Below are 22,540 nucleotides of genomic sequence, written 5' to 3' on the forward strand. Positions count from 1 at the left end.
GCTAGCAATATTCCTAATGCGATTAATGCAATAATGACCAGTAAGTCAGCAATTGATTCGTTATTAATAAGTCTAAAAACACCTACAATAGCAGTGGCAATAGTCACGCTTATTCAGCCGAAATGCATTGCTCTCATCAAAATTTCCGATTCTGTTTTTTTCTGTGGTATTTTTTTATTTTTCTCTAGTCATTCTATTCTATCCTAGAGCAATACTTCATAATCAATATTGTTTGAATTTCATCTCACCGTAAGTCTTCTTGTTGAATTAAAAAGTCCTGAACGTTTCCATTTCCAAGTACCAATATTCGGATTGATTACCCGTTGAATGCGAATCGTACTATACCAAAGCAAAAACAAAACTAGAATCGATATTACAGTGGCTGTATAATTGATCAATATATTGGTAGCCGGTAAAAGGTTAATATGACTAATGAAAGAAATCAGAGGTGGAGCTGCCAAGGAAGTTGCGAAAAAAGTTGCTATAAATAAGCAGCACGCATCTAGTATCAAGTCAACATAACTGTAACCTTTTTGGTCATCTAGGATTCCAAAAAAGATTAAATCTCCAATGATGGTTGTTGTAAACAAATAACATATAACAACATAATTTATTTCATATACGATTAAGAATACTAGAATAACAAACATAGGATTTTGGAAAAACCATCGATAAAACCGTAGTTGATCTTCAAATTCTAAATCTTTAAATTTCCGCATAGCCTTACCCCTATCTCATTTTATTTGGTAATCATGTTTCGTTAAGTGACCTTAAACTATATTAGGCTAAAAACGTTTTTTAATAAAATACTTATAACATGACGGCTTCGTTACTACTTACTCGACAGATAAACTCATGTAGTATATGAGAGTATAGTAAAGGCTGTACCCCAGAAACGATATGCCCTGCAAAAGGAATAATAGCAATGTGAATATCAGGATTTATATTTTTGAAATTTACAGCATTAGCTATTTCATGTTGTGAAGATACCCCACTAATACAAATCATGGGTACACTTATGTTTAAAGGGGTAAGGAAGTTCATCGTCAATGGCGGCTTGAAACAATTTTTTCCAATGTCTGTTGCCACGCATCTCATTTAAAACTGAAGCCATTTCGCTATTGGACTGAAGAACTTTAAACCACCTAGCTTCTTCTTTCTCAATTTTGCCCCAATCTTCAGATTTCATCGGAAAAACTCCAGCTACAGATAAAGATTTAACATATTCAGGATATTTTTGTGCAAACAATAGAGCTACAACCCGTCCATAGGAGACACCTGCGATATGACACTTTTCAATTCCGGAAGAATCCAACGTATCTTTCACATCACCTGCTGCATAACTAAAATAATTCTTTATCTCTCCCACAGATCTTCCATGCCCCCTTAAATCAGGTCGCAGAACTTTGTAACCTTTGTCTAAAAAAACTCCATGACTTCCTCATACATAGAATCCCTCGTATTTCCAAATGAATGGAACAAAATCAACGGTTCTCCTTCTCCATTTACATGTGTATTTAAGATCATAAAAGACTCCCTTCCACGAAGTGCTGTCCACTAATTAAATTGACTACTGTAGTATTTTATTTTATAGCTAAGAAAGAGAAGTATTATTAATACCATCAATCATACTTCTGAAAAACATAAAAAATTAAAAAAATAAATAAAAAAACTCAGTAACATCTCATTATAATATCATTCTACACTACGAATCTAAATAAATCACATGCTTTATCAAATCAGTTAATGAATCAAAAAATGCATGCTCTTTATAATTTCACCATACTAAGGCATCTAACTTTACTTAGCACAACCTTTTGACACTTCAATAATTTTTTGCGTTACCTTTGTGCTAATTATGCGCACAAATAGGTAACGCGAAATCAACTTTTGTTACCTTAATGGTAGTTTTACCTTATATAAGGAACGCAAATCGAATTTGCATTCCTTTTTGGTTTAAAAAATCAATCAAATGTCACGTAAAGTCAATTTTTTTAATTTTTACAGTGAATACCCACTCCAACCTCCTCTATTCCTCAAAACTAGAAATTCCTGTAGGAATCAGGTGTGCTGGTAGCCATGTAAAGGATGCAATGTGAATTAGCCAGCGTTTGCACTTCAGCCCTTACGCTGACTTTGAAAGCTTGCAAGTCTGGAGACGTTTTTTGGCTCCAGGCGTTCCCATGGCTTTTACCCAGCATCCCTGATTCCGGAAGGAATTTATTTTTCAACACAAAAAAAGACACTCACCAAGTGGCAAGTGTCTTTATAATTTATCTTTTATTCCAAGAAATCTTTCAATTGTTTAGATCTGCTTGGGTGGCGCAATTTGCGTAGAGCTTTTGCTTCGATTTGACGGATACGCTCACGAGTAACACCGAAGACTTTACCTACTTCTTCAAGTGTTCTTGTACGGCCATCATCTAAACCAAAACGTAAACGCAATACGTTTTCTTCACGGTCTGTTAAAGTATCCAATACATCCTCTAATTGTTCTTTCAACAATTCGTAAGAAGCATTATCTTCAGGACTAGTTGCGTCGTGGTCTTCGATGAAGTCTCCTAAATGAGAATCATCTTCTTCACCAATAGGCGTTTCTAATGAAACAGGCTCTTGAGAGATTTTTAAGATTTCACGTACTTTTTCAGTTGGCAAGTCCATTTCAGCACCGATTTCTTCTGGTGTAGGATCTCTTCCCAAATCTTGTAATAATTGACGTTGGATACGTACTAATTTGTTGATGGTTTCAACCATATGAACCGGAATACGGATCGTTCTCGCTTGGTCAGCGATCGCGCGAGTGATCGCTTGTCTGATCCACCAAGTTGCATACGTAGAGAATTTAAACCCTTTTGTATAGTCGAATTTTTCAACGGCTTTCATCAATCCCATATTACCTTCTTGAATCAAGTCTAAGAATTGCATTCCACGTCCTACATAACGTTTTGCAATACTTACTACTAAACGCAAGTTGGCTTCAGCCAAACTTTGTTTGGCTTCAGGATCTCCTTCTTCGATTCGTTTAGCTAAAGAAACTTCTTCGCCGGCAGATAATAGATCTACACGACCGATTTCTTTTAAATACATGCGAACAGGATCATTGATCTTAACGCCTGGAGGAGCTGTCAGATCTTCTGGTTTTTCTTCCTCTTCTTCTTTTTTCAGTTGTCGTTCAGTAGGATTTCCATCTTCTCCAACAACACCAATTCCAGCATCTTCAACGCGTTGGATTAAATTATCCATATCTGTAGCGTCTAAACTGAAAGGCGTTGCAATTTGATCAGCTAATTCATTGTACTTGATAATCCCTTTTGCCTTGTACCCGCTGATAACTCTTTTTACCGCTTGTTCATACGTTTCTTTATTTGCAGTTTGTTTTTCTGCCATCAAAAAATGCCTCCCCTTTTCCAACTGAATGATTTAAAAAATACTTAAATCCATTAATTATGATCTTACCATATCTCACTTGTTTTTCAATAAGCGAGATAGATCCACGACTTCCTTCATTAGGATACGCAACTGATCTCGGTTACCTTGTCTGGAAGCTTCTTTTATTTGCTGCTGCTTTTCTTTGAGCTGATTTTCTAAAGTGGATTTTCTAGAAATAACATCTACACAGTCGATAATTTCCTGGTTAGACATCTCTTCACTCACAAACATCAATTCAAGTTCCGCAATATGGTTTCTTAATTCAGGTTCCTTTACGAAATCCATAAAAGCTTCTACGGTTCCTTGATTGTCTGTCTGCTCTTTAAAACTCTCAAACAGCACATACAGCATTTGGTACTCATCGTGAATAAAGTGAAAGTGTTCATCGATGCTTTTCAGCTGTACCCAAGCAGCTTCAAAATGGAACAGGCGATTCAGCAATAACCTTTCTGCCCGTTCAATCGGCCCAATCGTTCGTCTTTGCTGTTGAACTTGAGGAGCGACCACTCTTCTAGGAGGCTCTTGCTGTTCTGCTTGTTTCCCTTTGTTTTTCTTGCTTTGGTACGCATAGAACGTCTGTTGGAACTGCTCTTTCAGTGTCTCGAGAGTCAGATCGAACTCTTCAGACAACTGCTTCAGATACACTTCTCGTTCTACTGCTGAAGGAATTGTCAGCATCTCATTGAGAATTTTTTCAATATACCCCAACCGTTCGCTCTCATTGTTTAAATTGAGCGATTTCCGATAATAGCGCATCTTGAAGTTGAATAACGTATCTCGTCCATGACGGACAAATTCAACAAATGATTCTGGAGACTTTTGCTTGATATAGTCATCAGGATCCAGACCTTCTGGAAAACTGACTACTTCTACATCAAAATGAGTTTCTTCCGTCAAAAGGTCCGTAGCCCTTTTAGTTGCTTCAATGCCGGCATTATCTCCATCATAAGCTACTACAATTTTATCTGTGATACGATCCAGCATATGGATCTGTTCATTTGTTAAGCTGGTTCCCATGGTAGCCAAGGCATTTGTCACACCGGCTTGATAAGCCGAAATGACATCCATGAATCCTTCAAATAGAATAGCTTCTTTTTCTTTTCGAATCGTTGAACGCGCCCGCTTATAGTTGAACAGCACTTTACGCTTATTGAACAAATACGTTTCTGGACTATTCAGGTATTTAGGTTCATTAAAATGTGGGTTTTCAGTCGCTTTGAATAAGCGGCCAGATAAAGCAACGACTTTTCCTTGCTGGTTTTCTACCGGGAATAAAATCCGATTGGAAAACCGGTCCATTTTTTCTCCATTTTCTCTGGTAATAAAGAGTCCGGATTCTTCCAATTGCTGCTCTGTATATTTCTTACCCTGCAAATACTGCAGTAAAATCGTTCGTTCCTTAGGTGAAAAACCGATTTTAAAGGTTTCAATCGTCTCTATGGTCAATCCGCGATCAAGTAAATATTGTAACGCTTCTTCACCAGCAGTCGTGTTGACTAAGATATGGTGATAAAATTCCACACTATCTTCATGCATCTGAATCAGTTGATCTTTTTTAGAGTCGCCTGCTGCTTGAAAACCGTTCTGCTGCGACATCAACTCATCATCTATAGGCAAATTAGCCAACTCAGCTGTTTTAATGACCGCTTCAGGAAATGACAATCCGTCTACTTCCATTAAAAAAGAATAAACGTTTCCTCCGCGCCCGCAACTAAAACAATGATAGATTTGTTTTTCTTCTGTAACGGAAAACGATGGTGTACGTTCTTCATGGAATGGGCAAAAGCCAAACAAGTTTTTTCCTTGTTTTTTCAACTGCACATACTGACTGACGACATCCGTAATATTGGTTTTTTGTCGAATCTCATTAATTGTCTCTTCAGGAATCCTTACTGCCAAATACTCCACCTCAATCCATTCAAGACTGTTGTCTCCTAAATTAAACAGTAAAAGTATCTAAGAGTCGCACTCATCAAATAAGTGCGACTCAATTATTTTTCATTTATTATTACACGCAACAATACATAATGTATTATAGCATGTAAGCCGCTAAATTACAAAGTCAAAATAATTATCAGTCTTCTAAACTCTAGCCTTGTTTAAGCTGCTTATTCTTATCTTTTATGATAATATGATGATTACAAAACGAACGCTATTTTTTGGAGGTATTTTTATGGAATACAATTGGTTCTTTATTTTTTCTATATTGCTAAATATCAGTTTAGTTCTGCTGCTTTACAGTCAGTCAAGGGAATTGAGCTCTTTACGCGCTATTATTGAAAAGCAATACTCTACTGAAAGTGATGAAGATTTGATCAACTTAGCAAAAAGTCGGATTGATTCTCTAGGAATGATCGGTACTGTAAAATACTTACGCGAAGAAAAAGGGTTGACGTTACTTAAAGCAAAACAAATTGTAGATCGTATCAGCGAATAATAAATAAAAAACATAAAGTAGATCAACTGATCTTTTTATCTACTTTATGTTTTCTCTATTTATTGAATAGAAGCTACTTTTTTACCGATATTAATTCGTTTTTCAAGTCCTAACCAAATGACTTGAGCAATAGTGAAATCGATCATACTGTGTACGACTGTGCCTAATCCCACCAACAATAATACTGAAGACATAAATCCTTGTGCGTAATAACCTTCTGTCATGTTCCCTCCGAAATAAAACAATGAAACTACTGCGATTTCACTCACAGCATGAACAATACCGATACCTAATGAAAAAAGAAGCGATTGCCCTTTATTATTCAATAAAGATGGGCGCTTTTTCAATAGTTGAGAACCAAGAACTACAAATATTACGTGCGTCAATGCCCTTAATGTTACAACGATCGGGAAGCCACCTAAAAAGAATCCCATAGTCGTTCCTAAAGCCACAGTAAATGCCACCCCTGGAGAGATAAACATTGCAATAAATATAGCGACATGGCTCGCTAAAGTAAATGAAGCTGGTTCTAGAATGATTTTTACTGGGCTGATCATCGGAATTAAAATCCCAATAGCGATCAATATAGCTGTTAATGCTAGTTTTAACGTCTGATTTGTTTTTGTTTTCATTTGTTCACAATCCTCACATGTGTTTTACAGGTGTCTTGACACTTGTAAAACAATTATATAAGTTATCCAAGAAATGTCAACATAAAATCAGCTTACGTATAAAATATTTAATCGCTTCAGCTCTTCTTTAATTTCTTCAAACGTTTCGCTGTCTTCACACGCAATGGTATGTAAATGGATTCCGTTGGTTAAGTCCGAAAGCAATCCTGTTTCAGTTTCTAGCATCCGTTTCGTAAATCGGTCTGCGTCTTTTCGGGAAGCAATGTTCAACCGACCGGCCAACTCTCCGTAAATTGGATGTTCTACAATGACATCTAACAATTCTCCGCCTTTGTCGACCACGGCATACAATTCCTGTTTCGTTTGGTCGCCAGTATGCTGACAAGCTATGGTGCCCGTATATTTCCGGTGCGTATTTTTTGAACGGACAGCAGCATCTAATACATAACCACGTGGTGTAGCAATAATATCCACTCCTGAAGCACGCAATAAAGAAACGTCCCCTACAATAACTTGTCTGCTGACACCAAATTGTTTAGCCATCTTTGACGCACTGAACGGTTCACTTTCTTGTCTTAATGTTGCAATGATCGATTCTCTTCTTTGAGCAGCATCCATAATCTTATCCATCCTTTTTGTACTTAATATATTCATTATACAAAAAGGATCCTCCACAATACAATGGAGGATCCTTTTATATTTTGTAGTTTACGCAGCAAATTGCGCGTCGTGAAGATTGCGATAGACACCATTCAATGCCATCAGCTCTTCATGATTTCCTTCTTCAGCAATCCCATCTTCATTGACTACCACAATACGAGTCGCATGTTTGATCGTTGCTAAACGATGGGCAATAATCAATGTTGTGCGTCCTTCTGCTAACGAATTCAAGGACTCTTGGATCACTTTTTCTGTTTCTGTATCCAAGGCTGAAGTAGCTTCATCCAAAATCAAAATCGGCGGATTCTTTAAAAACATTCGTGCTATAGATAGTCGTTGTTTTTGACCTCCAGAAAGTTTTACGCCTCTTTCACCAACAATACTGTCGAGACCTTCAGGCATATTTTGAACCACACTTTCTAAATGAGCGAGACGAATGGCTCGACGTACTTCTCCATCTGTAGCCTCTAAATTACCATAACGAACATTTTCCCGAATCGTTCCCGGGAATAGAAACACATCTTGTTGGACGACACCAATTTGATTACGCAAAGAATCTAACGAGATGTCTTGGATATTGTATCCATCAATCGTGATTTCACCTGAGTCGATCTCGTAAAATCGCGGCAGCAAGTTACAGATCGTTGATTTTCCAGCCCCACTCGGTCCGACAAAAGCAACAGTTTCTCCAGGATGAATCGTTAAATTGATTCCATCTAATACAGGAGTTGTGCCTTCGTAAGTAAAGGACACATTTTTGTATTCAATACTCCCTGTAAGACCACTTACTTCTACTGCCCCTAGTTTATCTTTGATATCCGGTTCCAGATCCAATTCTTCAGAAAATCTCTTAAATCCGGCAATACCTTTAGGATAACTTTCAATCATATTGTTTACTTTCTCTATCGGTCTAACGAAGACATTCGCTAATAAAATAAAACCGATGAAGTCTCCGTAACTGATTTCTCCTTGAATCGTGTAATACGCGCCAAAGAACAATGCGAACAAACTAATCAAACGAATCAGTAAGTAATTGTAGGCATGACTGATGCCCAGCATTTTGAAAAACAAAATTTTAGACTTTCGGTACGATTGGTTCAGTCCTTCAAATAGAGAACTTTCGTGAGCTTCATTTGCAAAGGCTTGAACCACACGGATACCGCCAACAGCAGCTTCAATACCGGCACTGAAGTTCCCTAAGCTGTTGTAAATATCTGTATTGACTTTCGTCATGCGCTTATTGAAAAACGCTAATGCCAATGCAATAAACGGAACCAAGATAATGGTCGCGATCGCTAATCCGGTATGGATCTGAAGCATCATATAGAATGCACCTGTTAAAGTGAAAATTGTAATAAAAATATCTTCCGGGCCATGGTGAGCGACTTCTGCGATCTCAAAAAGATCAGAAGTCAGTCTTGTGATCAACTGGCCTGTCTCGCGATTGTCAAAATATCGAAAAGATTGGCGCTGCAAATGAGAATACAAATCTCTACGCATATCGGTCTCAATATTCGTCCCCAATTTATGCCCATAGTAAGTCACTACGAACTGCAGTGAGGTCGTGACAAAGTACAACAATAGCATGGCAATAGATGCTGCAACGATCAAAGTCCAATTAGCAGTCGGCAGCAGTTCATCTGTTACTTGACTAACAACCATCGGAAATGCCAACTCCAAAACAGCTACTACTACAGCGGAAATGAAATCGATGGTAAAAAGCGTTTTATATGGTCGATAGTAATCAAAAAATCGTTTTAACATGTTGTCCCCCTAATGAACGATCCCTAGTCGCTATAGTTTTTTCTCAATGTATTCTTTCAAGATCACCACATGATTATACACTTCATCTTTTGCAGCATACACCAATGTCACATCTTGTGTTTTTAAACAGTCGTTTAGTTGTTGAATAAAAGTCGGTGCTTCTGGATTGGCGTCTAATTCTTGAAGGTACTTCTCTTTGAAAGAATCAAACTTATCCGGATCATGCTGGAAAGATTTCCGCGCTTCTGTAGTAGGTGCGATATCTTTGTTCCACTCGTCAACAGTTGCTGCTTCTTTTTTTATCCCTCGAGGCCAAATACGGTCTACCAAAATCCGATACCCGTCTGTCGACGATACAGCTTCATATACTCGTTTCATTTTCACTTTATGAGACATATGAACAGCTCCTTTTCCTTATTCAAGTACGACAGTTAAAAAAGGACTCCACTAGAAATGACTCTTCCTAATGGAGCAGGTAATTCAACTTACTTGATCACTAATTTGTCTAAATCAGCAAAAGATAACGCAAATTGTGCGATCTCACGAAGCACAGACAAACGGTTATTCCGTACTGTTTCGTCTTCTGCCATGACCATGTTTTCTTCAAAGAATTCATGGATCGAAGGCGCCAAGTTAGACAGAGCAGCATAGCGTTCTCTTACAGTGAAATCACCATATTGTTCTTTAACAGAAAGAACAGCATCGTATAAATTCTTTTCACTAGCTGTTTCAAATTTATCAGTTTGGATAGAAGTTTCATCAGAAGCTTTTTCAGCCAAATTGATTGCTCGTTGAACAGCTTCGATGGTTGATTTAAAGGATTCTAATTGGCTTTCAGCTTCTAATACTTGGGCGATCTCAATGATTTGCAAAATATCGTCTTGAGTAGAACCTAAAGCAGCATCTACTACCCCATAATTCAATTGAAGACTCATCAATAATTGACGGATTCTTCCTTTGATGAAGCTTAATGCTTCAGTTTGTGTCTCAGCGTATCCGCTCAGCACCAATTCAGGTCTTTCATTCAATTGAGAAGAAATGTTTGCCCAAATCGTACGGACTGGGAATGACCATTGTTTATCGACAACGATACGAATCATACCATAAGCTTGTCTTCTTAAACCAAATGGATCGTTTGAACCTGTTGGAACAACTCCAGCAGCAAACAAACTCATCACACTGTCTAATTTGTCCGCAACAGCCAAAACAGCTCCTACATGACTAGTTGGCAATGCACCTTCACTAGAGATCGGTTGGTAATGCTCACGAATCGCCTGAGCAACTGCTGGTGTCTCACCAAATAATAAGGCATATTTCTCGCCCATGATTCCTTGAAGTTCAGGGAACTCATCTACCATGTTCGTTACCAAATCAAATTTATAAATCTCTGCTGCTCTTTTTAGGTCGGTCATTTCTTGTTCAGTCAACCCGATTTGTTTTCCGATCACTTCAGCGAATAATCCAGTACGTTGCATTTTTTCATACAATGAACCGATTTTTTCGTGGAACGTGACAGATTTTAATTTTTCTAGACATGCATCAATAGACATTTTTTTGTCTTCTTCAAAGAAGAATTGAGCATCATCTAAACGAGCGACTAATACTTTTTCATTTCCTTTTGCTACGTTTTCGATGTGGTTCGCATTCCCATTACGTACAGAAATAAAGTACGGCAAGATATCTTTTTCTTGATTCATCACGTAGAAATAACGTTGATGATCTTTCATCGAAGTCATCAAGACTTCATTTGGAATAGCTAAGTAAGATTCATCAAATGTTCCGTAGAAAGCCGTTGGGTATTCTACGATATTAGTGATCTCTTCTAGTAACTCTTCGTCTAATGGAACCGTCCATTGGTGTTTTTCAGCTAACGCATTGATTTGACTAACGATCAAAGCAGTACGTTTTTCGTTGTCAGCTACCACAAATTGCTCACTTAGAGCTGCTTCGTAGTCCAATGCCGTTTCGAAGACAACATCCTCACCTAAGAAACGATGTCCGCGGCTGGTATTTGATGTTTCTACATCCAATACTTTGAAAGGAATCACTTTCTCATCTGCCATAGCAGCGATCCAATGAATAGGACGGATGTATTTTAAAGAATGATCTGCCCAGTGCATACTTACCGGGAAAGTCATTGAAGTTACTACTTCAGACAATTGCGGAAGAATATCCATAGCAGATTTTCCAGGAATGAATTTGTCTACGTGAACGTATTCTACACCTTTCAACTCTTTGAAATAAATATCTTCTGGTGTTACTCCTTGACCTCTAACAAATCCTTGAGCTGCTTTTGACCAGTTTCCTTCGCTGTCTAAAGCAATTTTCTTCGCTGGACCTTTCGCTGTTACTTCTTGGTCTTCTTGTTTTTCAGCTACATCGTGAATCAAAACGGCCAAACGGCGCGGTGTAGAATAAGATTTAACTTGTCTAAAAGATAAGCGGTTTTCTGTCAGAAATTTTTCCACGCGCTCCATTAATTGGATGCGGCTTTGAGTGATCACGTTAGCGGGCATTTCTTCTAATCCGATTTCAAGCAATACATTGTGACTCATCTTATTCAGCTCCCTCCACTGTAATATCTTCTTTCAATAATGGGAATCCCAATTTTTCACGCTCATTGACGAATGCTTTTGCAATCGAACGAGCCATGTTACGAATACGAGCCAAGTAGCCAGCTCTCTCTGTTACCGAAACTGCTCCTCGTGCATCTAACAAGTTGAATGTGTGACTGCATTTAAGAACGTAATCATAAGCTGGATGTACCAATCCGGCTTCGATTTGTTTTTGAGCTTCTTTTTCATACTCTTCAAAGAAATGCAGCAGCATCTCTTGATTGCTGTTGTTAAACGCATATTGAGAGTGCTCATATTCTGGTTGAATAAAGATTTCACCATATTTTACACCTTGAGTCCACTGAATGTCGTATACACTGTCTACTTCTTGGATGTAAGAAGCTAATCGCTCTAGACCATATGTGATTTCGCTGGTTACAGGCTTGCATTCTAATCCGCCCACTTGTTGGAAGTAAGTAAATTGTGTGATTTCCATTCCATCCAACCACACTTCCCAACCTAGTCCTGCACATCCCATAGAAGGATTTTCCCAGTTGTCTTCTACAAAACGAATATCATGTTCTAATGGATTGATGCCTAATAATTCCAAACTTTCCAAATACAATTCCTGGATGTTTTCAGGAGATGGTTTCATCACGACTTGGAATTGGTGATGTTGGAACAAACGGTTTGGATTCTCTCCATAACGACCGTCTGCTGGTCTTCTTGAAGGCTCAACATAAGCAGCGTTCCATGGTTCTGGACCGATAGCACGCAAGAATGTATAAGGGCTCATCGTTCCGGCACCTTTTTCTGTATCGTAAGCTTGCATCAGCATACAACCTTTATCAGACCAAAAATTTTGCAACGTCAAAATGATCTCTTGAAAAGTTAAACTGTCTTTTTTCATCTTTTGAATCACTCCTAGAATTTTTTTGAAATAAAAAAAGCCCCTATGCTCAACACTGTTCGTTAAGCATAGGGACGATTATATACACTAACCGCGGTTCCACCCTAATTCTAGTATTGTTATCGAAACACTACTAGCATCTTTGTTGGTCTCAGCTCCAGATGCCTTTCAAAATCTTCTTGTTATTTGGCTCGCACTATCCCAAAATCGCTTTAAACAAGGTTCAGATTTTTACTTCTTCCTTCAACGCTGTTTCTTCAATTCTTTATTATAATAGCTTCTTTGCTAACTCATTGTCAATCATTTCTGTCATTTTTTTCAGGGTTGCGGGCATCTTTCAATACGCTGCCCCACTCATCCATTTTTTTGATGAAGCCTTTGCTTTTTAATTTGATCCCAACAGAATCATCGTAAATTTGGTCGATTACGTATTGTATCTCTTTTTTTGTCTCTTCTTTCACACTGATAGAACCAATCTGGTCTAAAGAAACTCTGGAAAATAGACGAATGAAGTAAATGCTTCTTTGGGTCGCATGGTACCGGTGTTCATCCATATGCCAGTGATTTTGACACAATAGTCCTCCGTATGTCTGAGAATAATCAAAAGGCCCTTCCGTATTCCCGCAGACTCTGCATCCTCTTAGTTCAGGAGCTACCCCAAAATAAGGCAGCAGCTGGATTTCAAAAATATTCATGATGATCTCGGGATCAGATCCTTCATCGATTTCATGTAAACTGGCCGCTAATTTGTGGTACAAAGCAGGATTGGGTTGTCTGTCTTCTAATGCTACATCCGTTAGATTCAGCAAATAAGTGGCATAAGCATTTAAAAAGATATCTGTTTGCATACTTTGATACTGCTGTTGGTCTTTGGCATCGTTCAAAAAACAGAGCCCCGTTGTTCGAACGTCTCCAATATAAGTTGCTTTTGTAAAAGGGAGGATGGCTGTTTTTAGCTTGTTGTTTCTCTTACCTGTCCCTCGAGTAAAAAACATCAACTTGCCGAACCGATCTGTAAAGATTTTTACTAAATGGTCTTGCTCCCGATGTTTTTTAACAGACAAAACGATGCCTTCAAATTCTTCAATTTGAGACAATTCATCCACTCCCTTTTAACTCAATTTAATAGTCGTCTTTTCTATATCCATAATCTTGTAAATTAGTTTGACGGTCTCGCCAATCTTTTTGCACTTTTACCCATAAATCCAAATAGATTTTGTCTCCAAGTAGTATTTCGATGTCTTTTCTTGCACGGATTCCGATATCTTTCAGCATTTTACCGCCTTTACCGATAATGATCCCTTTTTGAGAAGAACGTTCTACAATGACCGCTGCGTGAACTTGTACTTTGTCGTTCTCATTGCGTTCAATACCTTCTACCACTACTGCTACAGAATGCGGTATTTCTTCACGAGTCAATTCCAATACTTTTTCACGAATCAATTCAGAAATGATAAAGTATTCAGGATGGTCTGTGACTTGGTCTTCTGGGTAGAATTGTGGTCCTTCAGGTAGGTATTTTTTGACTTGTGCCAATAGCGTTTGAACATTATTTCCTTCTTTTGCAGAAATTGGAACGATTTCTGCATAATCCATAGTGGTTTTATAGTCTTCAATGATCGCTAATAATTTATCTGGATGAACTTCATCGATTTTATTGATAACTAAAAATACAGGGGTTGAGCTGTCTTTTAATTTCTCAATAATGAAATTATCTCCAGGACCACGTTTTTCAGTCGCATTGACCATTAAGAGAATGACTTCCACACCTTTGAAAGAACTCAATGCAGAATCTACCATGAAGTCTCCAAGACGGTGTCTTGGCTTATGGATTCCTGGCGTATCGATGAAAATAATTTGCTCTTCTTTTGTTGTGTAGATACCTTGGATCTTATTTCTAGTGGTTTGAGCTTTATCACTCATGATCGCGATTTTTTGACCCACAACTCGATTTAAAAATGTTGATTTTCCTACATTAGGTCTCCCTACGATAGAAACAAAACCTGATTTATAATTTTTTTTACTCATTAATCCATATCCTCCGATCGAAATGCACCTGGTAATAATTCTTTGATGGTGGTTTCGTGTTTATGTCCTTGTTTATTGGTTAGTAAAACCGGCATATCAGGATGACAGAATTCAGCCATCACTTGACGACATGCGCCGCATGGAGAAATCGGTCCTTCAGTATCACCAGTTACTACTAAATAGTCGAATTCTTTTTTTCCTTCAGATACAGCTTTAAAAATAGTCGTTCTTTCAGCACAGTTGGAAAGTCCATAAGAGGCATTTTCAATATTGCAGCCAGAAAAAATTTCTCCCTCTTTAGTAACTAAAGCAGCCCCTACTGGAAATTGAGAATAAGGGACGTACGCACGGTTCAACATAGCATTTGCATCATGGATAAGTGTTTCAATTACAGTGTCATTTGGTTTCATGAAATAATAGCTCCTTGAATAAGTATTTTTTATAGGATTAAACATAATTTTATAAAAACCAACTAAAAATCTTAGGCAACAAAATGACTCCGCCAACAATCAGAGAAAATAATGACGTCAATAATACCGCTGCCGCTGCCATATCTTTAGCTTTTTTAGCTATGGGGTGAAAATGATGGTCTACTACTAAATCTACGACATTTTCAATGACTGTATTCCAAATTTCCATCACAAAGACTAGAAACACACACAGCAACATCCAAAGCCATTCTATCGTAGTAAGATTGCAAAAAAGACTCAATAAAATAGCTGTAAAACCTAACATTACATGTGTACGCATATTTCGTTCCTCACGAAATACAGTGGTGACTCCTATAAAGGCATATTTAAAAGAATCAATGTATCTTCGGTTTTTAGTGCTTTTTTTATTCTCGTCCAAGACCATACTCCTTTAGTATTTCATTTTGCAGCCCGAACATTTCTTTTTCATCTTCCGGTTCCATATGATCGTAACCGTTTAGATGTAAAAATCCATGTAAGGCAAGAAAACCGAGTTCTCTTTGAAATGAGTGTCCATATTGGATAGCTTGTTCTTTTGTTCTGTCGATTGAAATAATAATGTCCCCGATATTTTTCGGAATCATTCCTTCAAAATCGCCTAAAAAGAGATCCGGTTCATCATCCATCTCATCTTCTAAAGCAAAACTGATGACATCTGTAGGCTGATCTTTGTCCCGATATTCGCGATTGATTTCTTGGATTCTTTCGTTCGTGACAAAAGTGACAGAGACCTCAGTGTTTTCCGGCAGCTCTAACTTTTTTGCAGCAAATTCCAATAACGTGCGTACTAGTTCTGTTTTTTCTGAAGACACCGTATTTGTTTCATCAAATAAATCTAATTCCATAAAACTTGACCAACTCCTTAAATTTCTCAGTTACCTTTTTTCTTTAAGATTTTTCATTAGTAGATTCAAACTGTGGGTACTCGATCCGACTATGGAACGTCCCTACTAAACTTTCCACTAAAGAATTTTCAACAATGTGCAGCTCTTCCATAGTGATTGAACATTCGCTAAATTGGCCTTCTTTAAAGCGCTCTGCAATCAGAGAATGCAAGAAATCTTCAATCGATTTTTTTGTCGGATTAGACATCGAACGACAAGCCGCTTCAGCGCTGTCTGCAATGTTGATAATCGCTGCTTCTCTTGATTGGGGTTTAGGACCTGGATATCGAAAGTCGCTTTCTTTAACGTCTGGATCTGATTTTTTAGCTTCCGCGTAAAAATATTTTACCAATGTTGTTCCATGGTGCTGCGCACAAATATCAATGATCGACTGAGGCATATTGGCTTCTTTTAATATTCTCACACCTTCAGAAACATGTCTTAAGATGATGTCTCTGCTTTCGTATGGTGACAATAATTTATGAGGATTTTCCATACCGCTCGGAAGGTTCTCTACAAAAAACAATGGATGCATCAGCTTTCCGACATCATGATAATAACAAGCTACACGTGTGTATAAAGAGTCCCCGCCAATTGCACTTACGGCGTTGGAACTTAGGTTAGCCACCATCAAGCTATGGTGATACGTTCCAGGAGCTTTTGTGAGCAATAATTTCAATAAAGGCTGATTCGGATTAGATAGTTCATTCATGATTAGTACAGCCTTATCATCATAATAAACATCAATATAAGGGATCAACATGATTGAAAATACATAAGACAAGATTCCGCCTAGAATCGAATAAATGATCATCATAAGCGTTTGGACAGTAAATACAGGCTGGTTTAGATAAAGGACCATCGACAACATTACTATACCATTTCCTATTATCATTAACCAAAGTAAGTTGCCAGATATTTTCTGCTCTTTTTTCTGTCTCATGAATGCACCAAATAGTCCATTCAAGCTGTAAACTACAGCAATGATCAATGCACTGGTGGTGCCTTTGTAGTCTGCAAAAACAAAAATAGAAAAAACAGGCAGGAAGCTGTTTAAAAAATAACTGAAACGACTGGATAGAAATGCATTTGCCAGCATGGGAGCTAATGCTGCTGGATAAAGAAAGGCAACATTTTTGATACCTGCTAACTGCAGAAGCTGCAAACCTTTCATCATTGCTACGCTGACAACAACCAATAAACTATACAGCACGACAATCTTCGTCATCTTTTCAGACGAAGTTATTTCAATCTTTGTAATGTAATAAATCCCTATGATCTGAGCTGCTAATAAAACAACTAAACTGTACAACATTTGATATGACGGTTCGTCATCCAGCATACCTAACAATTCTAATTGGTGGATATCTGTACTATCTACCACATGCCCTTCTTGGACGATCACTTGCCCTTGCAAGATCATTACCGGCTGCACATTATCCATAGCCTGCTGTCTAGCTTGTTCAGTTGCTTGATCATTATAAATATTATTTTCAACAATAGCTTGATCCACAATCAGATACCCTATTCGCTGATAGGAACTACCGAGGTCGCTGTATTGGATCGTGTCCTGTGCATCTTCAATCGTTTCTTTTACTTGATCGGTTCGTATTGGCTCAGACATTTTTTCAGAAGTAATCGTAGTGACTATATCACTTAGATTAGTCAACGTATCCGAGGGTGTATTCAACAATTCTATAATGATCCATTCAGGTATTTCAGCTATGAATTCTTTGGTAGCTTGTTCTAAATTGTTGGTTTTTTCTTGAAAGAGACTGTACTTTTCTTCTGTCGTAAATGGTTCTTCCTCTACCACAGTAACAGGATCATTTTCTTCGTCAGTATCTTCGGGTTTAGTTGCCCGTGCTTTTTCTTGCTTTTGGATCTCTTCAATAGCAACAAACAACAGCTGGACCTTTGACAGCTGTTTACTTTTTAACTCCGAATTGAAACTGTAAACAGGTGCAACGTTTTCTGCGGCAATTTTTTGATTGATCTCTGTTTGAGCAGTATCTTCAACGGTTGAATTTGCTCGTATCGTTGTATCTGCTACTTCATACAACTGAATGTCCAACACATCCGGCTTTAATCCTGAGTACATTAAGACAAACAAAATAGAGGAGAACAACAACATGATCAAAGGAATAAAAAAACTTCCTAATTTGTTTTTCACTATAGTGAACACTTTCATCATGTGTATTCTCCTCTGTTGTTTATTGTTTCTTAGTTTCTATATCTTGATTGATCAATGATTCTTTCTTTTCTTCGCTGTAGGCTTCAATAATACTCGCTACTACAGGATGACGCACAACATCTGCAGCGTCGAAGATACTGAATTTAATTCCCTTAACAGAACGCAAAACCCGTTCAGCATGCACTAGACCGCTTGTCGTTCCTCTAGGCAAGTCGATTTGAGTGACATCGCCATTGACAATCATTTTTGATCCAAATCCTAAACGAGTCAAGAACATCTTCATTTGTGGAACGGTTGTGTTTTGGGCTTCATCTAAAATAACAAACGCATCATCCAATGTTCTCCCTCTCATATAAGCTAGAGGAGCAATCTCAATGACTCCGCGATCCATCAAACGAGTTGTATGCTCAGCACCGAAAATACTGTACATAGCATCATAGATTGGTCTCAAGTAAGGATCGACTTTTTCTTTCAAGTCTCCCGGTAAAAAACCTAAACTTTCTCCAGCTTCCACGGCTGGGCGACTGATAATGATCCGTTTGACGTCTCCTTTTTTCAATGCAGAAACTGCCATGACAACTGCAAGGTAGGTCTTCCCTGTACCAGCAGGTCCGACGCCGAAAACTACGTCATTTTTTTGGATCGAATGGACGTATTGCCGTTGTCCAAATGTTTTTATCCGAATTGGTTTGCCATCATGATCTCTACCGATTTCTTCTTCATACATACTGATAAACTTTGATAAATTGCCTCGGTTAGCCATTTTTACAGCTGTAACGATATCGGATTGTCCGATCTGTATACCTGTCTTCAATAATTCTTGCAACTGGATAAACATTTCACTTACTAAATCTACGTTTTCTTTAGATCCTACAATCTCTAACTTATCTCCACGAGTATTGATGACCACATTCATAGATTCTTCGATCAATGTCAAATTTCTATCTTGTGAACCGAAAAGATTAATGGCTTTATCAGGATTTTTTAGTTCTAGTATACGAGTTTCATTTGTAAGTTCAGACAATCGGCAAACACTTCCTTTTTTTTATTTATACAAATCATAGCATATTTTAACGGTAAAAAGAAGGTATCTAACAACTATATCAAGAGATTCTAACGAATGTTTTTATATTTTGATTGGAAAAGCTGCTTTTTTTTGCTAGTTTTATCTTTATAACCTCTAGATCAGTCTTCATAAGAAAGAAAACCTTTTCAAAGATAAATAATAGAATTATTAGCACAAAAAAAGATGGCTTCGAATGAATATTCGAAACCATCTTTTAAAAATCGCTAGTATAAACTTTTTTAAGAAAGTTGTTCTTTCACGATTCGATTTACTGCATTGCCATCAGCTTTGCCTTTAACTCTGGGCATTATAGCACCCATAACTTTACCAAAGTCGCTGGTGGATGTTGCGTTCACAGAAGCAATTACTTCTTGAACGATTGATTGAAGTTCTTCTTCAGTTAACTGTTTAGGCATGTAACTTTCCACAATGACGATCTCATTTTCCAATTTCTCAACCAAATCTTGACGATCTGCGTTTTTGAATTCCGTTAATGAATCTCTTCTTTGCTTCATTTCACGAGAAAGAACAGACAATTCTTCTTCCTCATTCAATTCCATGCCTTTTTTGATTTGTTCGTTTTGCAATGCAGACTTCAACATACGCAATACAGAAAGCTTTTCTTTATCTCTGGCTTTCATTGCTGATTTAACATCTTCATTGATCGTAGTTAATAGAGTCACGCTTCTTCAACCTCAATTCTAAATACTTGCAAGGATTAATGCTTGCGTTTTCTAGCTGCTTCAGATTTTTTCTTACGTCTTACGCTAGGTTTTTCATAAAATTCCCGTTTGCGAGCTTCTTGCATAGTACCTGTTTTAGAAACGGAACGTTTGAAGCGACGAAGAGCATCATCAAGAGATTCATTGTTCTTAACGACTGTTTTTGACATATTCAATTACCCCCCTCCGTGCTATTTAAGTAACCGTTATTTCATATGCACAAAATGCATAATTAACAAACTGTCCTACTACATTATATCTAAACGTTTTCGCTACGTCAATATGACTTTAACTATATTCAATAAAAAAACACTTTTATTTTCGCATGCTCTTTAACTGGCTTGTAAGCATTGCTCACATTGCCCAAAAATTTCAAATCGATGAGAGTTTATTTGACAGCCGTTTAATTGATCTTCAAAGAAGTTCATTGGACACATTTCAATTCGTTTGGTTTTTCCGCATACTGTACAAATGAAATGATGATGATGGCCAGAATGAGAACAGTTCAAACGGAATAGTTTTTCTCCGTTTAATTCTGTTTCCTCTACAATATCTAATTCTACAAATGTATATAGGTTACGGTAAATCGTGTCGTAACTGATATTAGGGTATTTAACTTTTAAAGTCTGCTGTACTTCTTTAGCAGTAATGTAACGATTTTCTTTGTTAAAATAGCTTAATATACGTTCTCTTTTGTCCGTATATTTGTACCCATGGTCTTTTAAAATTCCAATAGCGTTTTCTACTTCATTCACAGGATACTTGCCTCCTTTAAAACGTACTCGTTTCGATTTAAATTATACCACTCTCTTCTAGTAAATCAAGTTCTTTCTGTGCTTTATCCCGTTTATCCGTTATACTGAAAGAGAATAGAAAATAAGGCTTACTTCTATAGTAAACAGAATAAGGAGAGATGGATATGGAAAATGACCATCCAGTAAATATTTATATCGTTTCAGATTCGGTAGGAGGTACAGCTAACTCATTAGGGAAAGCAGCCATGTCTCAATTCCCTTCAGCCGACATCAAGTTACACGGGTACCCTTTTATCAGAGGTGAAGATACATTACTTTCGATTCTTGAAAAAGCGGCTGCTGAAGATGCAATGGTACTTCACACATTGGTATCGGATGATTTGACAAAAATAGCTTCTGATTATTGTGCAGAACACAACATTTACTGTGTTGACCTATTGAGTCCCATTATGAGAGAAATCCAAAGAAGATCAGGTGTAAAACCCTTAAATAAACCAGGTGCTTTACACGAAATGGATGAAACTTATTTTGATCGCATCAAAGCAATAGAATTTGCTGTTATGTACGATGACGGAAGAGATCCTAAAGGCTTTTTGGAAGCAGATATTGTGCTGCTGGGAATCTCCAGAACATCTAAAACACCGTTAAGTATGTTCTTAGCCAACTTGAACTACAAAGTAGCTAATTTACCCCTTGTTCCTGAATCTCATATTCCTGAGCAATTGTGGCAAGTAGATCCTAAAAAAATTGTAGGTTTGACAAATAACTTAGATATGATCAACTCTATCCGACAAGAACGAATGATTTCTTATGGATTGAATCCAGAAACACCTTATTCCAATAAAGAACGCATTGAAAGAGAATTGCAATTCTCCAATGATTTGTATGAAAAATTAGGCTGTCTCGTCATCAATGTAGAGAAACGTTCTATTGAAGAAACAGCTGCGATCATCGTCAGCACGTTGAAATTAGATAAAAAGAAACACAATCACTTAGAAGAATACAATTGACAACAGGTTAATTGTATAAGTAAACACAAAAAAACTCAGTCTATTGTTTCCAGCTTTTAATTGCAGCTGAGACAACGGTCTGAGTTTTTTCATCATTTTATTTTTCGAAAATCTAGTATGCTCTTTCGTTCAAGATGTCATCCAGTACGTTTGGATTGAATTCTTGTTTACGGAACATATTGATTTCATGTCCATAAGGTGCTTTTTTGTTCTTTTTGTCTTCTCCAACAAAAGGTGTTTCCAAAATTTTCGGTACTTTTGTCAACGCTTCATGATGTACAATTTTGTTCAATGCTTCAAATCCAATCGTTCCAAAACCAATATTTTCATGGCGGTCTTTGTGGCTGCCCATTGGATTTTTAGAATCATTGACATGAACGACTTTCAATCGGTCTAATCCGATAATGTGGTCAAATTCATTCAAAACGCCATCGAAGTCTTCTTTCACATTATACCCTGCATCATTTGTATGGCACGTATCCAAGGTAACGGACAGTTTTTCATTCAATGTGACCCCATCGATGATTTTAGCGATTTCATCAAATGAACGCCCGATTTCAGTTCCTTTACCAGCCATCGTTTCTAATGCAATTTGTGCTGTTTGTCCAGGATGTAGTACTTCATTCAGCCCTTTGACGATTTGTTGGATAGCGGCTTCTGCTCCTGCTCCGACATGAGCTCCTGGATGCATAGTGATTTGAGTAGCTCCTAGAGCTTCTGCTCTCACGATTTCTGCTCTTAAAAACTCGACAGCAAACCCGAAGTTTTCAGGTTTTATAGTGTTGCCTAAGTTGATGATATACGGAGCATGAACAACAATATCAGAGAGGCCATTTTCTTTGCAAAAGGCTTCTCCAGCTGGAATATTCATTTCATCCAAAGCTTTACGACGCGTATTTTGAGGTGCTCCTGTATAAATCATAAAAGTAGAGGCATTGTAGCTAGCCGCTTCTTGAGCAGCTCCCAGCAACATCTCTTTCCCTTTCATTGAAACGTGTGATCCAATCAAAACCATTTTATTCTC

At 37.6% G+C, this 22,540-nt stretch carries 22 protein-coding genes and 1 pseudogene; 2 read left to right on the forward strand and 21 right to left on the reverse strand.

The genetic code is table 11. From position 1 onward, the window contains the following. Positions 1–239: 239 nt before the first annotated feature. The 4 genes and pseudogenes from ACE025_RS11185 to dnaG all read right to left on the reverse strand — a co-directional run bounded on the left by ACE025_RS11185 (position 240) and on the right by dnaG (position 5,328). On the reverse strand, positions 240–719 hold the full coding sequence (locus ACE025_RS11185) for a hypothetical protein (RefSeq protein WP_485939813.1): 480 nt from the start codon (positions 717–719) through the stop codon (positions 240–242). A gap of 275 nt (positions 720–994) precedes the next feature. Next, positions 995–1,411 (reverse strand): annotated as a pseudogene (locus ACE025_RS11190) (alpha/beta fold hydrolase); the annotation flags it as partial. A gap of 869 nt (positions 1,412–2,280) precedes the next feature. Next, positions 2,281–3,387 (reverse strand): RNA polymerase sigma factor RpoD, encoded by a 1,107-nt coding sequence (gene rpoD, locus ACE025_RS11195; RefSeq protein WP_485939815.1) that lies wholly within the window; start codon positions 3,385–3,387, stop codon positions 2,281–2,283. A 75-nt stretch (positions 3,388–3,462) separates the two neighbouring features. Continuing rightward, positions 3,463–5,328, reverse strand: a complete 1,866-nt coding sequence (gene dnaG, locus ACE025_RS11200; RefSeq protein WP_485939817.1) for a DNA primase — start codon at positions 5,326–5,328, stop codon at positions 3,463–3,465. Positions 5,329–5,602: 274 nt separating this feature from the next. Here dnaG and ACE025_RS11205 point away from each other — a divergent pair, with 274 nt between their 5' ends. After that, the gene (locus tag ACE025_RS11205; RefSeq protein ID WP_485939818.1) at positions 5,603–5,866 is read left to right on the forward strand and encodes a hypothetical protein; all 264 of its coding nucleotides are present in this window, start codon (positions 5,603–5,605) and stop codon (positions 5,864–5,866) included. Positions 5,867–5,925: 59 nt separating this feature from the next. Here ACE025_RS11205 and ACE025_RS11210 read toward each other — a convergent pair whose 3' ends face one another. The 16 genes from ACE025_RS11210 to ACE025_RS11285 form a co-directional block, all read right to left on the reverse strand. Then, positions 5,926–6,498 (reverse strand): hypothetical protein, encoded by a 573-nt coding sequence (locus tag ACE025_RS11210; RefSeq protein WP_485939819.1) that lies wholly within the window; start codon positions 6,496–6,498, stop codon positions 5,926–5,928. Between the two features lie 87 nt (positions 6,499–6,585). Then, the gene (locus tag ACE025_RS11215; protein ID WP_485940103.1) at positions 6,586–7,116 is read right to left on the reverse strand and encodes a 3H domain-containing protein; all 531 of its coding nucleotides are present in this window, start codon (positions 7,114–7,116) and stop codon (positions 6,586–6,588) included. 90 nt (positions 7,117–7,206) lie between these two features. Further along, a complete protein-coding gene (locus ACE025_RS11220; protein WP_485939821.1) occupies positions 7,207–8,922 on the reverse strand; it encodes an ABC transporter ATP-binding protein in 1,716 nt (571 codons plus the stop codon). Between the two features lie 30 nt (positions 8,923–8,952). After that, positions 8,953–9,318, reverse strand: coding sequence for a DUF488 domain-containing protein (locus tag ACE025_RS11225; protein WP_485939823.1), 366 nt, complete (start codon positions 9,316–9,318; stop codon positions 8,953–8,955). 89 nt (positions 9,319–9,407) lie between these two features. Next, entirely contained in the window at positions 9,408–11,477 is a 2,070-nt protein-coding gene (gene glyS, locus ACE025_RS11230) for a glycine--tRNA ligase subunit beta (RefSeq protein WP_485939825.1), read from the reverse strand. Between the two features lies 1 nt (position 11,478). Continuing rightward, positions 11,479–12,387 carry a glycine--tRNA ligase subunit alpha gene (gene glyQ / locus ACE025_RS11235; protein ID WP_485939827.1) on the reverse strand — a complete coding sequence of 303 codons (909 nt, stop codon included), beginning with the start codon at positions 12,385–12,387 and terminating at the stop codon, positions 11,479–11,481. A 296-nt stretch (positions 12,388–12,683) separates the two neighbouring features. Then, entirely contained in the window at positions 12,684–13,484 is an 801-nt protein-coding gene (gene recO, locus ACE025_RS11240; RefSeq protein ID WP_485939829.1) for a DNA repair protein RecO, read from the reverse strand. A gap of 25 nt (positions 13,485–13,509) precedes the next feature. Then, positions 13,510–14,415: a GTPase Era gene (gene era / locus ACE025_RS11245; protein WP_485939831.1), complete on the reverse strand. Its 906-nt coding sequence runs from the start codon at positions 14,413–14,415 to the stop codon at positions 13,510–13,512. Further along, entirely contained in the window at positions 14,415–14,825 is a 411-nt protein-coding gene (locus ACE025_RS11250) for a cytidine deaminase (RefSeq protein ID WP_485939833.1), read from the reverse strand. Before ACE025_RS11250 ends, era begins: the two co-directional genes overlap by 1 nt. 49 nt (positions 14,826–14,874) lie before the next feature. Beyond that, the gene (locus tag ACE025_RS11255; protein ID WP_485939835.1) at positions 14,875–15,270 is read right to left on the reverse strand and encodes a diacylglycerol kinase family protein; all 396 of its coding nucleotides are present in this window, start codon (positions 15,268–15,270) and stop codon (positions 14,875–14,877) included. Beyond that, positions 15,251–15,730 (reverse strand): rRNA maturation RNase YbeY, encoded by a 480-nt coding sequence (gene ybeY / locus ACE025_RS11260; RefSeq protein WP_485939837.1) that lies wholly within the window; start codon positions 15,728–15,730, stop codon positions 15,251–15,253. Before ybeY ends, ACE025_RS11255 begins: the two co-directional genes overlap by 20 nt. Positions 15,731–15,773: 43 nt before the next feature. Further along, positions 15,774–17,963, reverse strand: a complete 2,190-nt coding sequence (locus ACE025_RS11265) for an HD family phosphohydrolase (RefSeq protein ID WP_485939839.1) — start codon at positions 17,961–17,963, stop codon at positions 15,774–15,776. Between the two features lie 19 nt (positions 17,964–17,982). Beyond that, positions 17,983–18,987, reverse strand: a complete 1,005-nt coding sequence (locus ACE025_RS11270; protein ID WP_485939841.1) for a PhoH family protein — start codon at positions 18,985–18,987, stop codon at positions 17,983–17,985. A 281-nt stretch (positions 18,988–19,268) separates the two neighbouring features. Then, a complete protein-coding gene (locus tag ACE025_RS11275) occupies positions 19,269–19,712 on the reverse strand; it encodes a GatB/YqeY domain-containing protein (protein WP_485939842.1) in 444 nt (147 codons plus the stop codon). 35 nt (positions 19,713–19,747) lie between these two features. After that, positions 19,748–19,921, reverse strand: coding sequence for a 30S ribosomal protein S21 (rpsU, locus tag ACE025_RS11280; protein ID WP_092479968.1), 174 nt, complete (start codon positions 19,919–19,921; stop codon positions 19,748–19,750). 162 nt (positions 19,922–20,083) lie between these two features. Next, entirely contained in the window at positions 20,084–20,506 is a 423-nt protein-coding gene (locus ACE025_RS11285) for a Fur family transcriptional regulator (protein ID WP_485939844.1), read from the reverse strand. A gap of 158 nt (positions 20,507–20,664) precedes the next feature. Here ACE025_RS11285 and ACE025_RS11290 point away from each other — a divergent pair, with 158 nt between their 5' ends. After that, positions 20,665–21,516: a pyruvate, water dikinase regulatory protein gene (locus ACE025_RS11290; protein ID WP_485939846.1), complete on the forward strand. Its 852-nt coding sequence runs from the start codon at positions 20,665–20,667 to the stop codon at positions 21,514–21,516. Positions 21,517–21,628: 112 nt separating this feature from the next. Here ACE025_RS11290 and ACE025_RS11295 read toward each other — a convergent pair whose 3' ends face one another. Beyond that, positions 21,629–22,531, reverse strand: coding sequence for a deoxyribonuclease IV (locus ACE025_RS11295; RefSeq protein ID WP_485939848.1), 903 nt, complete (start codon positions 22,529–22,531; stop codon positions 21,629–21,631). Positions 22,532–22,540 lie beyond the last annotated feature (9 nt).

The organism is Desemzia sp. AGC72 (assembly GCF_057334175.1).

What these genes read in the sequence shown, in the direction of transcription:
- ybeY (WP_485939837.1), bottom strand. Translation starts at nt 15,730, where the DNA reads ATGGAATTAGATTTATTTGATGAAACAAATACGGTGTCTTCAGAAAAA.
- ACE025_RS11220 (WP_485939821.1), bottom strand. Translation starts at nt 8,922, where the DNA reads ATGTTAAAACGATTTTTTGATTACTATCGACCATATAAAACGCTTTTT.
- ACE025_RS11225 (WP_485939823.1), bottom strand. Translation starts at nt 9,318, where the DNA reads ATGTCTCATAAAGTGAAAATGAAACGAGTATATGAAGCTGTATCGTCG.
- ACE025_RS11255 (WP_485939835.1), bottom strand. Translation starts at nt 15,270, where the DNA reads ATGGTCTTGGACGAGAATAAAAAAAGCACTAAAAACCGAAGATACATT.
- ACE025_RS11185 (WP_485939813.1), bottom strand. Translation starts at nt 719, where the DNA reads ATGCGGAAATTTAAAGATTTAGAATTTGAAGATCAACTACGGTTTTAT.
- ACE025_RS11205 (WP_485939818.1), top strand. Translation starts at nt 5,603, where the DNA reads ATGGAATACAATTGGTTCTTTATTTTTTCTATATTGCTAAATATCAGT.
- ACE025_RS11290 (WP_485939846.1), top strand. Translation starts at nt 20,665, where the DNA reads ATGGATATGGAAAATGACCATCCAGTAAATATTTATATCGTTTCAGAT.
- glyS (WP_485939825.1), bottom strand. Translation starts at nt 11,477, where the DNA reads ATGAGTCACAATGTATTGCTTGAAATCGGATTAGAAGAAATGCCCGCT.
- ACE025_RS11210 (WP_485939819.1), bottom strand. Translation starts at nt 6,498, where the DNA reads ATGAAAACAAAAACAAATCAGACGTTAAAACTAGCATTAACAGCTATA.
- ACE025_RS11215 (WP_485940103.1), bottom strand. Translation starts at nt 7,116, where the DNA reads ATGGATGCTGCTCAAAGAAGAGAATCGATCATTGCAACATTAAGACAA.
- glyQ (WP_485939827.1), bottom strand. Translation starts at nt 12,387, where the DNA reads ATGAAAAAAGACAGTTTAACTTTTCAAGAGATCATTTTGACGTTGCAA.
- ACE025_RS11250 (WP_485939833.1), bottom strand. Translation starts at nt 14,825, where the DNA reads ATGAAACCAAATGACACTGTAATTGAAACACTTATCCATGATGCAAAT.
- era (WP_485939831.1), bottom strand. Translation starts at nt 14,415, where the DNA reads ATGAGTAAAAAAAATTATAAATCAGGTTTTGTTTCTATCGTAGGGAGA.
- ACE025_RS11265 (WP_485939839.1), bottom strand. Translation starts at nt 17,963, where the DNA reads ATGATGAAAGTGTTCACTATAGTGAAAAACAAATTAGGAAGTTTTTTT.
- ACE025_RS11295 (WP_485939848.1), bottom strand. Translation starts at nt 22,531, where the DNA reads ATGGTTTTGATTGGATCACACGTTTCAATGAAAGGGAAAGAGATGTTG.
- rpoD (WP_485939815.1), bottom strand. Translation starts at nt 3,387, where the DNA reads ATGGCAGAAAAACAAACTGCAAATAAAGAAACGTATGAACAAGCGGTA.
- rpsU (WP_092479968.1), bottom strand. Translation starts at nt 19,921, where the DNA reads ATGTCAAAAACAGTCGTTAAGAACAATGAATCTCTTGATGATGCTCTT.